At 73.6% G+C, this 13,947-nt stretch carries 12 protein-coding genes; 4 read left to right on the top strand and 8 right to left on the bottom strand.

The window, feature by feature from the left end:
- The first annotated feature begins 6 nt into the window (after positions 1-6).
- Entirely contained in the window at positions 7-1,059 is a 1,053-nt protein-coding gene (locus D7231_RS22140) for a polyprenyl synthetase family protein (RefSeq protein WP_120757253.1), read from the top strand.
- 54 nt (positions 1,060-1,113) lie between these two features.
- Here D7231_RS22140 and D7231_RS22135 read toward each other — a convergent pair whose 3' ends face one another.
- The 8 genes from D7231_RS22135 to D7231_RS22100 form a co-directional block, all read right to left on the bottom strand.
- Positions 1,114-2,736 (bottom strand): alpha/beta hydrolase, encoded by a 1,623-nt coding sequence (locus D7231_RS22135; RefSeq protein ID WP_120757252.1) that lies wholly within the window; start codon positions 2,734-2,736, stop codon positions 1,114-1,116.
- Positions 2,737-2,888: 152 nt separating this feature from the next.
- Positions 2,889-4,070, bottom strand: coding sequence for an alpha/beta hydrolase family protein (locus D7231_RS22130; RefSeq protein ID WP_120757487.1), 1,182 nt, complete (start codon positions 4,068-4,070; stop codon positions 2,889-2,891).
- A gap of 57 nt (positions 4,071-4,127) precedes the next feature.
- Positions 4,128-5,552 carry an MFS transporter gene (locus D7231_RS22125; protein ID WP_120757251.1) on the bottom strand — a complete coding sequence of 475 codons (1,425 nt, stop codon included), beginning with the start codon at positions 5,550-5,552 and terminating at the stop codon, positions 4,128-4,130.
- A complete protein-coding gene (locus tag D7231_RS22120) occupies positions 5,549-6,229 on the bottom strand; it encodes an ArsR/SmtB family transcription factor (protein ID WP_120757250.1) in 681 nt (226 codons plus the stop codon). Before D7231_RS22120 ends, D7231_RS22125 begins: the two co-directional genes overlap by 4 nt.
- A gap of 85 nt (positions 6,230-6,314) precedes the next feature.
- Positions 6,315-7,475: an alpha/beta hydrolase gene (locus D7231_RS22115; protein ID WP_120757249.1), complete on the bottom strand. Its 1,161-nt coding sequence runs from the start codon at positions 7,473-7,475 to the stop codon at positions 6,315-6,317.
- A 232-nt stretch (positions 7,476-7,707) separates the two neighbouring features.
- Entirely contained in the window at positions 7,708-8,256 is a 549-nt protein-coding gene (locus tag D7231_RS22110; RefSeq protein ID WP_120757486.1) for a hypothetical protein, read from the bottom strand.
- 122 nt (positions 8,257-8,378) lie between these two features.
- Positions 8,379-8,834, bottom strand: coding sequence for a cupin domain-containing protein (locus tag D7231_RS22105; RefSeq protein ID WP_120757248.1), 456 nt, complete (start codon positions 8,832-8,834; stop codon positions 8,379-8,381).
- 112 nt (positions 8,835-8,946) lie between these two features.
- Entirely contained in the window at positions 8,947-9,186 is a 240-nt protein-coding gene (locus D7231_RS22100) for a hypothetical protein (protein ID WP_120757247.1), read from the bottom strand.
- Between the two features lie 180 nt (positions 9,187-9,366).
- On the opposite strand from D7231_RS22100, the gene D7231_RS22095 reads away from it, so the two are divergent.
- The 3 genes from D7231_RS22095 to D7231_RS22085 all read left to right on the top strand — a co-directional run bounded on the left by D7231_RS22095 (position 9,367) and on the right by D7231_RS22085 (position 13,852).
- The gene (locus D7231_RS22095; protein WP_120757246.1) at positions 9,367-10,593 is read left to right on the top strand and encodes a sensor histidine kinase; all 1,227 of its coding nucleotides are present in this window, start codon (positions 9,367-9,369) and stop codon (positions 10,591-10,593) included.
- On the top strand, positions 10,590-11,348 hold the full coding sequence (locus D7231_RS22090) for a response regulator (RefSeq protein ID WP_120757245.1): 759 nt from the start codon (positions 10,590-10,592) through the stop codon (positions 11,346-11,348). Before D7231_RS22095 ends, D7231_RS22090 begins: the two co-directional genes overlap by 4 nt.
- A 362-nt stretch (positions 11,349-11,710) precedes the next feature.
- Complete coding sequence (locus tag D7231_RS22085; RefSeq protein ID WP_241999852.1) at positions 11,711-13,852, top strand: PIG-L family deacetylase; 2,142 nt, start codon at positions 11,711-11,713, stop codon at positions 13,850-13,852.
- The last annotated feature ends 95 nt before the right edge of the window (positions 13,853-13,947 follow it).

Below are 13,947 nucleotides of genomic sequence, written 5' to 3'. Positions count from 1 at the left end.
GCCCCCATGCCCACGCAGACCGGTCTCCGCACCCCCGCGCCCCAGGCGACGGCCCGTGCCCGGGAGTTGGTGGAGCCGGCCCTCAGGGCCGCCGTGGCGACGCTGCACCCGCTGCCGGCCCGGATGGCGGCGTTCTCGTTCGGCTGGTGCGAGGCCGACGGCACTCCGGCCCCGTCCCCCGGCGGCAAGGGCGTCCGCCAGGCGTTCGCGCTGCTCGGCGCGGAGGCGGTCGGGGCGCCGGAGGAGGCCGCGGTGCAGGCGGCGGTGGCCGTCGAGCTGGTGCACACCTTCTCTCTCGTGCACGACGACATCATGGACGGGGACGAGCGGCGGCGGCACCGTGACGCGGCGTGGAAGGCGTTCGGCACGGGCCCCGCGGTCCTGACGGGCGACGCGCTGTTCGCGCTCGCCGTGCAGACGGTGGCGGGGGCCGGGGGCGGCCACGCGGGCCGGGCGGTGGCGCACCTCGCGGACTGCCTGGGCGAGCTGGTGCGCGGACAGGCCGACGACCTGCTGTTCGAGGACCGGCCGTGGACCGGGCCGGACGCCGTGTCCATACCGGAGTACGAGGCGATGGCCGGCCGCAAGACCGGTGCCCTGCTCGGCTGTGCGCTGTCCCTGGGCCCGGTCCTCGCGGGTGCCCCCGCGCTGCAGACGGGCGCGCTCGTGGAGGCGGGCCGGCGGCTCGGCGTGGCGTTCCAGGCCGTGGACGACCTGCTGGGGATCTGGGGCGACCCGCTCACGACGGGAAAGCCGGTGCACAGCGATCTGCTGCGGCGGAAGAAGACCCTGCCGGTGCTCGCCGCCGTCGCCCGGGGCGGCGGTGCGACCGGGCGCGAACTGACCCGGCTGCTGGGCTCGGAGACCGTGCCGGACGCCACTGCCGCGCAGCGGGCGGCGGCCCTGGTGGAGGCGGCGGGCGGCCGGGGCTTCGCCCTGGAGGAGGCGCGCCGCCATGCCGCGGCCGCGCAGGCGTGCCTGCGCGGGGCGGGGCTCGTGGAGAGCGCGACCGGTGAACTCGTCGCGCTCTCCGCGCAGCTGCTGGAGCGGCGGTTGTAGGGAGGACTGCAAGGAGGAGGACTGCAAGGGAGCTGTGGGAGCCTCCGGGCCGCGCTACTCGGCCGGTGCCGCCTCGCACGTGACGTCCCGTGCGGGCAGCTCTCCCGACAGCAAGTACTTGTTCACGATCCCGTCGGCGCAGGCGTTGCCGTCACCGTAGACGCCGTGGTCGCCGCCGGGGACCGTGACCAGGCGCGAGCCGCGCAGCGCCCGGTGGGCGCGCTGCGCGCCCTCGTAGTACGTGGCCGGGTCGTGCAGGGAGTTGAGCATCAGGACGGGCGGCATCCCCTTGCCGGTGATCTTGACGCGCGGGCCGGGGGACGTGGGCCACGCCGCGCACGTGGCGGAGAACGCGAGCTCCCGGGCGCCGATCAGGGGGTACTTCGCGGTGTCCTCGGCGCTGCGCCGGACCCAGTAGCCGGTGTCGCGCGTCCAGGGGGTGTCGGCGCAGGTGACGGAGAGGAATTCGGCGAAGAAGTTCGGGGAGAGGTACGCGCCGAAGACCTTGTCGGTGATCTGCCGCTCCGCGGCCGTGGCGGAGTCCCAGTGCTCCAGCGCGACCAGGGCCGTGGCGAGGCCGGGGAAGCCCTGCTGCGAGTCGTAGATCGCCTGGATGGTGCCGCTGTCGAAGCGGTTGGGGTCGACGGTCCTGCCCTTGGTCTTACCGCCGTCGAGGCTGAGCGGCCGGTCGTGCAGGGCGCTGCGGCGGCGCTCCCAGGTGGCCTTGGCCTCGGCGGCGGTCTTCCCGTAGTGGTAGGTGGCGTCGTTCTTGGCGAGCCAGGGCAGGAAGTCCTGTTCGAAGCGGCGCTGGAAGCTCTTGGGCTGGCCCTTCTCGAAGTCCTCCCACGTGCCGTCGAAGGCGATGTTGCTGTCCAGGACGGCGCGTTCGACGTGCTGCGGGAAGACGGAGGCGTAGTACGCACCGACCATGGTGGCGTAGGAGGCCCCGTAGTAGGAGATCTTCCGCTCGCCGAGCAGGGTGCGCAGGAGGTCCATGTCGCGCACGGTCTGCTCGGTGGTGATGTACGGGAGGAGGTCGCCGTGCCGCGCGCCGCAGGCCTCGGCGAGCTTGCGGGAGTTGGTGAGGACGCGCTGGACGGCTTCGGGCGAGCGGTCGCGGAAGTCCCCGGCGAAGAAGGCGTCGAGCTCTTCCTGGGTCTGGCACTGCACCGGGGTGCTCGCTCCGACGCCGCGCTGGTCGAAGCTGACGACGTCGTAGGCGGCGCCTATGGAGGGCGCGCTCCTGGCGAGTCCGGCCGGCCGCCTGAGGCCGGAGCCGCCCGGGCCGCCGGCGGCCATCATGAGCACGCCGCGCCGGTGGGCGGGGTCGCTCGCCTTCACGCGCGACACGGCGATCGTGAGGTCCTTGCCGGCGTCCGGGGCGTGCCAGTCGCGCGGGACGGTCATCTGCGCGCACTCCAGGCCGGGCGCGACCTCGGGGCAGGGCTTCCAGGCGAGCTTCTGGGCCGTGTAGCGCTCGGGGACGGTCACCGCGGCGGCCGTGTGCGACGGGCCGCCGGTGTGCGACGCCTCGGCCGTGTGCGACGTTCCGGCCGCCCGGGGTGCCGCGGTCGCGGAGCCCGCCGGGAGCGCGGTGGCCGCGATCACGACGGCCACTGCTGCCGGCACGAGGGATGCGGCGGAGAGGGCCCGCCGCGGCTTCCTGGACTCGAACATCGAACCTCCTGGGCGCGTTTCTTGACGGTTCGATGTTCCCGGGCGGCGGGGTCGCGGACGATCCCTCTGGTATCCGTTCCCGGGGTGGTACTGGCACCACCCCGGGACGTCACTGCTTACTTCTGTTTGCTTCTACTTCTACTTACTTCTGCTTACTTCTTCAGGAACGTGACTTCCGGATAGGCCGGGGACGGCCGGTCGAGGAGCGGGCTCGGGGTGCCGCGCAGGTACCGGTCGAGGAACGCGCCCACGTAGGCGCGGGTGAGGGCGGTCGAGCGCGGGCCGTGCAGGGTGCCGTAGCCCGCCTTGACGTCGTCCGGCGGCGTCCCCTCGGGCAGGCCGAACTGGTCGGCCAGCCACGGGGCGTCGGTGAAGGTCATGTGCCCGCCCTCGGGGACGTCGAGCCAGCGCTTCCAGCCCGTCAGCTGCTTCCAGGTCTGCTCCCAGTTCGCCTTGGGCTCGGCGAGTGCGCCGCGCTGCGCGCCCATCAGCAGCACCGGTTTGTGCACGCCGCCGGTGAGCTCGCCGAAGAAGTTGCCGTCGAGGTTGACGGCGGCGTCCACGCGCGGGTCGTCGTGGAGGACCTGCACCGCGCTCGCGCCCCCGATGGAGTGCCCGGCCACGGCGATCCGGCGGGCGTCGACGGCGAGCGGGCTGCGGGGACCGGTCAACTGGTCGAGCAGGAACCGGATGTCCTTGGACCGGTTCGGTACGACCGCGGAGAGGTCCGGCTTCCGGCAGGTCTCGCAGGTCTCGCCGGTCTCGACGCGTCCGCCGGGGAACTCCACCGGAGCCTCGTAGGTGTGGTCGACCGCGGCCACGGCATAGCCGCGCGACGCGAGCTCCTCACCGAGCCCGGTGAGCGAGGCGCGGCTCATCCCGAAGCCCGGCGAGAGGACGACCAGCGGCCGGGCCTTGCCGGCCGGCCGGGCGCCGACGGTGGCGTTGGTGCGCACACCGGCCAGCTCCTCCTTGCCGAGCCACGCCTTGGACAGCTGCTTCGACATGTAGGGGGCATTCAGGTCCCCCTGGTGCCGTGCCGGGTACCAGAGCGTGACCATGAGCTCACGGTTGCCGGCGGCGGGCTTCCAGGGGTCGGGCCGCGACGTGTCAACAAGGTGCAGCGTCTTCGTGCCGACCGGCTCCTTGCCGGTGGGCGCCGGGAGCTGTGCCGGTGCCCCGGTCGTGGCGTGTTCGGACGCCGCCGCGGCCACTGCCGGGCCCGGGGTCCGGGCGGCCGCGGCTGCGGCCGGTATCTGGGGAGCGGCGAGGGCCGTGAGGAGCGCGGCGGCCACAACGGACCGCCGCGGTGTCTTCCGCGATTTCCACATCATGATCACTACGCTATGCGGCCGCCCGCACGCCGGGCATCGGCCCCAGGTCGGAAATGATCACCGCAGGGCGGCGGCGTCCTCGCTCCGCGCCGTACGGGAGTCCTCCGCGTCGCGCCCGCGCCCGCCCCTGTGCCCCCGGTCGCGGTCCATCTCGCGCCATTCCGGGCGCAGTCCGGCCAGATTGGTGGTGAGGAAGTACAGCGCTCCGCCCGCCAGGAGCACGGGCACCAGCCCGGCGGAGGTGACGGCGAGCCCGGCGAGCAGGCCTCCCAAGGGGATGCCCGCCCAGGCCAGCGAGTCGCCGAGCGCCCGCACCCGGCCCAGGAGGCGGCGCGGCACCCGCTCAAAGGAGACGGCGCCGAGGATGGGGTTGAGGAACCCGCCGCCGAAGCCGCTGACGGCGAAGACGACGAGCACCGCCCACAGCGGCGCGTCGCAGGCGAGCACCACGAACCTCGGTGCGCCCGCGAGCAGGAAGCCGGCGAAGAACACGGGCCGGCGGGGCATCCGGTGGGCGAGCGCGGCGGCTATGAGACTGCCGCAGACCGCGGCGATGCCCGCGGCGCTGCTCGTGAGCCCGATGACGGCCGGGCCGTCCCCGGACCGCTCGGCCCACACGGGGACGAGGACGGCCGCGAAGCCCGCGTCGAGCAGGTTGGTGATGCCGACCATGACGATGACGGTGAGCAGCAGGGGCTCGCCGCGCAGGAACGTGAAGCCCTCGCCGAAGCGGCGCCAGTAGCCGGCCGGCTCGCTCGTAGGGGCGGTGCTCGTAGAGGCAGTGCTCGCGGGGCCAGCGCTCGTTGGGGAGCTCGTAGTGCCACGGTCCGGACCGTCCGGTGGCTCGTTTCCGGGCGGCACGGCGCGGCCCATCTCTCGGGGCAGGACGAGCGCGACGAGGAGCGAACCCAGGGCGAAGGAGACGGCGTTGACGACGATGCCGGCCATGGGGCCGAGGAGCGCCACGAGCGCGCCGCCGGCTGCCGGGCCGACGGTGGAGGCGAGGCGTTCGGTGACGCCGGAGAAGCCGGTCGCCCGCTCCAGCGGGACCCCGCTGCGCTCGGCCGCCTCCGGAACCATGATCTCCTTGGCCAGGTCGCCGGGCCCGCGCACCGCGCCGATCACCGCGACGAGGGTGAGCAGGAGCCACAAGGGCAGCAGGCCGAAGGCGTGGAGCAGGGGGATCAGCGCGGCGGCGACGGCGCTGAGGGAGTCGGCCGCCCACGAGACGACCCGCGGGCCGACACGGTCCACCAGGGGGCCGGTGAACATCTTCACCAGCACGTACGGGGTCATCTCGCAGAAGGCGACGAGCCCGGTCAGGGCGGCGCTTCCGGTGGTGACGAGCACGAACCACGGCAGGGCGATCGCCGAGACGCGCGTGCCGGTCAGGGCGACGGCGGTCGCGGCGAGGACACCTGCGAGGGGGCGGATGTTGCGCCCGGATACCGGGCCGGGCTGCGCCGGAACGGACCCGGTCATGCGCCGCACCCCGGCCCGCGCCCGGCGTCGGCCTGCGCGGCCTCGGAGGTGCCTTGTCCGCTCTCGGCGTCGGCCTGCGCGGCCTCGGGCGCGCCCTGTCCGGTCTCGGCGGCTTCCGCCGCGGCCGGGTCGGGCAGGAGCTGCAGGATCAGGGAGACGCGCTCGGCGCCCGCGGGAACGTCCGCTCCGGGTGCGTGCTGCCGGTACCGGTCGACGACGGCGCGCAGTTCGCTGCCGAGCTCCACGGCCTCCTGCGGGGTGAGGCTGAGGTTCCAGTCGCTCAACTCGAACGCCTCGCGCCAGGGGCGCGGGAGACCGGGGTACGCGGCGGTGGCGAGCTGGGTGAGGAGGGTCTGACCGGCAGCGACGCCCTGGAAGAAGCCGAGCACGGCCTCGGGCTCCTGCTCGGCAAGGTCCTTGTCGTCGATCCGGGTGACGTGGTGGACCGCGCGCCACCACCGCTCGCGTGCGTTGCCCCGGTCGGCGTCCTCCACGACGAAGCCCGCGGCGGCGAGCTGCCGGAGGTGGTAGCTGGTCGCCCCCGAGGCGATGCCGAGCCGCTCGGCGAGCCGGGTGGCGGTCGAGGGCCCGAACACCCGCAGCAGCCCGACGAGCTGCACCCGTACGGGGTGGGCCAGGGCACGCAGCCCCTTGGCATCGAGGATCACATCGGTCATGGGTTTCAGACTAAAACTGCCAAGGTTTCTTTGCAAAGAAACCTTGGCAGTCTCTGCGGGGGCCGCGGCGACCGGCGCGGCGCTGTCAGCGGACCGAGGCGTACGCGCCGAGGGCGATGTCCGCGAAGTTGCGCAGGGAGTCCGTGCCGGGGGCGAAGTACCCGGTGTGGCCGTGGGCACCGCCGGTGGGCACGACGCGGGCGCCGAACTCCGAGGAGGTCGGGTCGGCGCCGTGGCCGAGGCCGAAGAGGTCGACGTTGGGCACGTTGCCGATCCAGTCCGAGGAGTTGCGCGCGGCCGCCCAGACGCGGGCGTCGGTGCGCAGTTCCTTCACCGTGTCGGCCCGCATGCCGGGGCTGCCGAGCGCGACGAGGTCGGCCGCCTCGGTGCGGTCGATGGAGGACGCGGCCAGGCCGCAGACGACCGAGCCGTAGCTGTGGCAGAACACGGCGGGCGGCGGTGCCGCGGGCGAGGCCGCGGCGGCGGACAGCCCGGCGAGCAGGCGCTCCAGCCGGACCGCCCCGGCCTGCGCGAGCCGGCCGGTGGCGGCGTCCACGCCGAGTCCGACGGGCGTGGTGTAGCCGGCCCAGGCGATGACGGCCGTCGGGGTGCCGGGCGCCCTGCGCGCCATTTCGGACCGCAGCGCGTCGGCCATCCCGGTGGGGGTGCCGTACTTGTCGTGCGTGCGGTCGAAGGTGGCGAGGTCGATGTCCGAGCCGGGGACGACGACGGCGGTGTGCCGGGCCGTCGCCAGGTCGCCGAAGACCTCGGCGACCTGGCCGCGTCCCCGCGGGTCGAAGGCCAGGATCTTCCGGCCCGGCGCGAGGAGCCGCTCGCAGCGGTCGGCGTGCTTGCGGGCTTCTTCGCGTACGGCGCGGGACAGGCCGGCGTTCCCGGCCCGGGCCAGCGCCTTCTCCCGCTCGGCGGCTATCGCCCGGGCGTTGGCCTCGTACCGCAGGGTGACGGGCGCGCCGTCGAGGTTGCCGACGATCAGGGCGTGACGGGCCGCCAGGTCCTTGCGCTGGTTCTCCGTGAGCCCGGCGAAGAACGCGGCGACCGCGCGCGGCGTCGCCGTCGCGGGGTCCGGCAGCGTGCGGTGCAGGGAGTGGTCCGCCCGCCATTCCGCCGCGCCCGCGGGCGGGCCGGTGACGGCCGTCTGCTCGCTGCCGGCGGCCCAGCCCGCCGTACCGGCGACGACCGTGGTGGCCAGCGCGGCGGCGACCAGCGTGCGCTTGAAGCGGCCCATGAATGTCTCTCCCTAACCCTGTGCGGTGACAGGGAAAAAGCTAGGAAGGGCAGGTCAGGGACCACGTCACCCCTGGGAGCCAACCCTGGGGTGATACCTCAGTAGGGGGCCGGTGACAGCGAGGCCTGCCGACAACGGGGGCCACGGTAGGGCCGACAGCGGAGCCACCGTAGTGGGGCCCCGCCGGCAGCGGCGGCTGCACAGCTGATCCGCTACAGCACCGGCTGATCTGCTACAGCCAGCTGATCCGCGCGCTGGTGACGGGCCCGGTGCCGGTTCCGTCCGCCGGGCGGCCGAGTTCGCCGGCCCAGACCCGCTCCAGCAGCCCGCGGACGGTGTCCGTGATCTCGGGTACGGCCGCGCGGAGCCCGGCCGCGTCCGCCTCCGCGACGTCGCCCGGGTGGACGCCTGTCTCCTTCAGCAGGGCGGGAAGGTCGGAGAGCTTGCCGGCCAGCCAGGGCAGCGGGTCGGCGGACAGCTCCTTGACGAAGACCCGGGGGCCGGGGATCCAGCCGTCGAAGTCGGGGTGGTGGTGCGTGCGGTCGAAGGTGCCCGGGGCGGCGTCCGCGTCCTGGAGCAGGTCGACCCGCCACAGTGGGCGGCCGATCGTGATGGGCCGCGCGGCGTAGATGGACCCGGTCGGCTCGCCGCATTCGAAGAGCCGGAGCTCCAGCCGTACCCCTCGCTCGGGGGTTGCCTGCCCGGGCATCGGATCCGGGTCGATGAAGTAGAGGTCGCTCACCACGACGCCGAGCCGTTCGAAGCCGAATGCGTACAACACGTCAACTCCCTGGAGCCACTTGCGGGACATGCGCGCCTGTCCCGACGAGCCTAGGGAAGCCCGCTCCTCCGCCGCATCAGCCCGAACCGGCCACCCCCTCCCCCGTCCCCTTCCCTCTCCCTCTACTCCATCTCGAAGTCCGCCTCGTCGAAGCCCGGGGCGACCACGCACGTCACCAGGACCGGCTCGTTGCCCGCGGGCTCGGCCGACTGCCATACGCCGCCGGGGACCAGGAACTGCGGCTGCTCGCCGCGCTCGACGGCCGGCCCCACGACCACCTCCGACGCACCGTCCTCATCCGGCTTGTCGCCGGCGCCGCCGAGCCTCATCCGCAGAGGGCCGCCGCGGTGCCACAGCCACACCTCGTCCGAGCGCACGCGGTGCCAGCGGGAGACCTCGCCGGGGTGGAGGAGGAAGTAGATGCCCGTGGCGAACGCCCTGGGCCCGCCGTAACCGTCGGGGACCGCCTCACGCGACGTCCTCCACGTCTCGCGGAACCACCCTCCCTCGACGTGCGGTTGGAGACCGAGAAGTGCGACCAGTTCCGATTCCGAGGTGTCCGGAGCGCTGTCAGCCATGGGCCCATCCTGGCGCACTCGCACGACGGCCGCCCCCCTTTCAGGCGTGCGCCTGGATTCAGGCGTGTGCCCGGTTTCAGGTGCGCTTCCGCCTTCAGGCGTGCGCCCGGCTTCAGATGTGCTTCCGGTCGCCGGACCCGGCCTCGGACCAGGCGTCGGCCTTGTCGGAGGCTATGAGCATGCTCACGCCGAGGACGGCGAGCACGATGCTCGCGTAGATCTCGTAACCGTCGAGGAAGCCGAGGTGGCGCACCAGGACCCCGTAGTGGAACCAGCCGGTGATGGCATGGACGATGCCGGCCAGGCCCTGAAGCGCAAGGATGAAGCCGAGGATTTCGAGCGTCTTCTTCATGCCTGCCATGCTCGGGCCGCCACCCGGCCTTGGTCATCGCCCGGAAGGCTGCGCCGGCACCGGCCGAAGTAGCCTCTTCCGCACCCTCGGATCATCCAAAGTCTCGTCCCCTGCAACTTTGGTAGAGGCCCGTCGTCCGGGGCCCCCGCACCCTCCCCCGCGTCAGTAAATTGGCTGCTCATGGACATGACCTCAGAGGCGATGACGGAGGAGCTGCCGCGCACGGCGCGCAGCTTCCGCGACTGGGTGGTCGACATCCTCTGCATCGCGCTCGCGGCCGTGATCGGACTGCTGAACGCCGAGGCCCTGCGCAAGGCGCCGGACGTCGCGCCCGCGCTCCTCGCAGCCGATCAAATCGTGGGCGCCGCCGCCTGCGTCGCGCTGTGGACGCGCCGCCGGTGGCCGGTGCCCCTGGCCGTGACCTTGATCGTGGTCAGCACGTTCCTGCCGCCGGCCGGCGGGGCCATGCTCGTGGCGGTGTTCACGGTGGCTGTGCACCGGCCGTTCCGGACCGTGGCCGCCGTCGGTGGTCTGGCCCTGGCCAGCGAGCCGTTGCAGCCGGCCTTGCGCCCCGACCCCGACCTGCCGTTCCTTGCCGCGACGGTCACGGGCATGCTGCTCGTCCTCGCGGTCATCGGCTGGGGCATGTTCGTCCGGTCCCGGCGCCAGCTGGTCCTGTCCCTGCGCGAGCGCGCCCACCGTGCAGAGGCGGAGGCGCAGCTCCGCGCGGAGCAGGCGCAGCGCCTGGCCCGGGAGCGCATCGCCCGCGAGATGCACGACGTCCTCGCGCACCGGTTGTCGTTGCTGTGCGTGCACGCGGGCGCGCTGGAGTTCCGGCCGGACGCGCCGCCCGCGGAGGTCGCCCGGGCCGCCGGAGTGATCCGCGACAGCGCCCACCAGGCCCTGGAGGAGCTGCGCGAGGTGATCGGCGTGCTGCGCGCCCCCGGTGCGGACGGCGGCGGCGACCGCCCGCAGCCCACCCTGGCGGCGCTGGGCGAGCTGGTGGAGGAGTCCCGGCAGGCGGGCATGTCGGTGACGCTTCACCAGCAGGTGTCCGACGCCGCCCCGGTGCCGGAGGCCACGGGCCGCACGGTGTACCGGATCGTGCAGGAGGCGCTGACCAATGCCCGTAAGCACGCCGCGGGAGCCGAGGTGGGCGTCCGGGTGGAAGGCTCCCCGGAGGCAGGCCTGAAGATCGAGATCGTCAACCCGCCGGGCGGTGAACAGGGCGGGCGCGGCGGGAGGGACGGGTCCCCTGCGGGGCAGGGCAGCGTATCCGTGCCCGGGTCCGGGCAGGGTCTCATCGGGCTGGCCGAGCGCGCCGCGCTCGCGGGCGGCCGCTGCGCGCACGGCCCCACCCCTGACGGCGGCTTCCGTGTCCACGGCTGGCTACCGTGGCGGCTATGAACGCCCTGCAACGCCCGCACAGCCCCGGGCTCCCCCAGGACCCGGCGGCCCCGAGCGGGCCCGGCTCGCCGCAGACCCCGCCGGTCCGGGTCCTGCTCGTCGACGACGACCCTCTCGTGCGGGCCGGGCTGTCGTTCATGCTGGGCGGCCTGCCCGACATCCGGATCGTCGGCGAGGCCGCCGACGGCACGGAAGTGGCCGCGCTCGTCGACCGGCACGCCCCCGACGTCGTCCTGATGGACATCCGCATGCCGGCCATGGACGGCCTGGCCGCGACCGAGGAGCTGCGCAGCCGCGAGCAGGCCCCGGAGGTCATCGTCCTGACCACGTTCCACGCCGACGAGCAGGTGCTGCGGGCCCTGCGCGCCGGGGCGGCGGGCTTCGTCCTCAAGGACACCCCGCCCGCCGAGATCGTCGCGGCGGTGCGCCGGGTCGCGGCGGGCGAGCCGGTCCTCTCCCCCGCCGTAACGCAGCAGCTGATCGCCCGGGTCGCGGGGCACGAACAGCAGCAGGAGCAGGACACCCGCGGCGACCGGGCGCGGGCGCGGCTGGCCCTGCTCAACGAACGGGAGCGGGCGGTCGCCGTCGCGGTGGGGCGCGGGCAGTCCAACGCGGAGATCGCTCGCACGCTCTATCTGAGCGTGGCCACGGTCAAGACACACGTCTCGCGCGTCCTCACCAAGCTCAGCCTCAACAATCGCGTGCAGATCGCCCTGCTCGTCCATGACGCGGGCGGCCTCGACACGGAGGCCTGAGCCCCGCCCCCGGGATTCCGCCCCCGGATTCCCGGGGGCGGAATCCACCCCCCGGACCGCCTCGGAATCCCTCTCCGGACGTCGCCCCGGATCCCGCCCCCGGCCCCGTTCCGCTACCGCTGCGCAACCCTCGGTTACCCCCGCGCGCGCCCGCGGGCCGCGTTGCGTAACCGCGCACGAAACTACATGCGGCCGACGTACGGCTGTTACAAAACAGCGGGGAAACAGCAGGTTGCGTTTCATAAGATCGAACTCAAGATCCATGGGCGATTAGTTCTAATCGCCCTTTCGCTTTTCCACTGCGCGTCCCGCGCAGCAGAGTTGGGGGAATACCTGTGCCAGGGCACATACCGCGCCGACGCGTGCTCCAGGTCGCGGGCGGCGGCATCGTCCTCGGAACGGGCGCGGTGGGGGCCTGGCAGTGGCTCGCGCCCGACGCGAAGAAGGAGACCGGGCACGGGAGCACCCCGGTGCGGCCCGCGAAGGCCACGACCTCCGAGTCGTTCGTGCACGTCATCGCCCACCCCGACGACTCCCTCTACTTCATGAACCCGGAGCTGGAGCAGTCGATCCTCGGCGGCGGCCCCTCCGTCACGGTCTGCCTCACCGGCGGCGAGTCCGACGGCCGCAACGAGTTGTCGAACGCCCGCGGCTACAAGCGGCTGCCGGAGAAGCGCGGCGAATTCGTCCGCGCCCGGCTCAACGGCTTCCGCGAGGCGACGGCCCAGATGGCCACCGGCGACTGGCTCAGCCCCTGGACCGTCGAGCCGCTGTCCCTCCTGCCCGGCATCCAGGTCGAGCTCCACACGCTGCGCGCCGCCCCCCAGGTCCAGCTGATCTTCCTGGAGCTGGTCGAGGCCCGCACCCTGCGCAACCCCCGCAAGGAGAGCCTGCGCGGTCTGTGGCTCGGGGCGGCGCCCAAGCTGACGACGCTCCTGCCGGCCGGCAGCCCGGTCAAGCGCACCTTCCAGTACGGCCGCCAGCAGGTCATCGACACCCTCGTCGCGATCTTCGAGCGCTACCAGCCGACCGTGGTCCGCACCCTGGACCCGAACCCGGCGCACCTGCCCAAGCCGCCGGAGTTCCCGAACACCCCGCCCGTCCTGCGCGGCATAGCCAAGTACGACCACCAGGACCACACCACGTCGGCGTTCTTCGCCCAGGCCGCGCTCGCCGAGTACTGGGGCCGCAAGCACACCCGCCCGACGGCCGTGGACAGCTACGTCGGCTACGAGGTCGCCCACCTCCCCAGCAACCTCGACAAGGCCACCACGGACCACAAGCTCAAGTTCCTCGACACCTACGGCTGGGCCGACGGCAAGGACTGCGGCGACGACGCGGGCTGCGGCGACCGCAAGGTCGGCAACACGTCGCACACCAAGTACCGCGGCTGGTCGAGCAACTGCCGCCACCGCGCCCCCGGCACCATGCGCTGGGTGCAGCCGCTGCCCGACGGCCGCCTCGCGGCGTTCGGCCTCCTCGACGGCGCCGCGCAGTGCTGGACCGAGGCCAAGGCCGGCAGCGGCATCTGGTCCACGCCCACCTCCGTCGGCGGCTCGATGCTGGAGGGCCAGATACAGGCGCTGCGCCACCCCGACGGCACCCTCCAGCTGTTCTCCATACGCACGGTGCTGCCCGTGAAGGACCAGCCGCACCGGCGCGAGGTCGTCACCGCCCTCCAGAGCGGCAGCAACGGCGGCACCCCGGCCTTCGGCCCCTGGGAGTCGCTGGACTCGCCCGAGCAGGACCCGGCCCGCACGATGGAGATGGGCTACCCGGTCGCCGCCGCGGACAAGGACGGCACGGTGCACGTCTTCGTCCGCACCTTCGAGGGCGAGATCGCCTTCCGCAGCGGCTCCGGCGGCAAGGACTTCTCCGGCTGGGAGACGCTCCCCACGACCGGCCCGCCGGTACGGGCCGAGGACGGGCTCGACGCGGCCGTCGACAGCCAGGGCCGGATCCACCTCGTGGCCGCCGACACGAAGACCGTGCACCACTGGATGTCGCAGGGCCCCGGGTCCCCGCTGCAAATGACGGAGCCGACGAAGCTCCCCACCGCCACCGGCCCGCTGAGCCTCGCCCCGCTCTCCAACGGCGGCATACGCATGGCCATGCGCCAGCCGAACACCTCCCGCGTGCTCGTCGCCGACCGGCTCGGGGACGACAAGGGCTGGCGGGTCTCCGCCCAGTGCGAGCCGCTCGGCGGCCACGCCCGGCCCGCCGTGGCCCAGGCCGGGAACACGACCGTCCTCACGGACCACGACGGCAAGGGCCGCGTGCGGCTGTCCACCGGTTCGGGCCGGCCGGGCCCGTGGGGCAAGGACGGCATCCCGCACCGCGGGGTCCCCGGTCTCGTGCTGGACGGCAAGGGCAATCCGGTCGTCGTCGTCATGGGCCTGGACAACCGGCTCAGCAGCGCGCGGATGCACGGTACGGGCAAGGACGCGTTCACGGACTGGATCGCCCACGACGGGAAGGCGCAGACGAACGTCCAGTCGTCGTAGGACGTCCTCACGCGAGGGAGGCGGCGCCGAAGGCGGCCCGGCCCGGCAGGCGGCGGCGCGAAACGCGGGCGCTTGCGGCCCCGGGCTGTCCGGGC

The sequence above is a fragment of the Streptomyces klenkii genome, assembly GCF_003626645.1.
Lineage (GTDB): Bacteria > Actinomycetota > Actinomycetes > Streptomycetales > Streptomycetaceae > Streptomyces > Streptomyces klenkii.
This window is presented reverse-complemented; position numbering and strand designations above follow the sequence as displayed.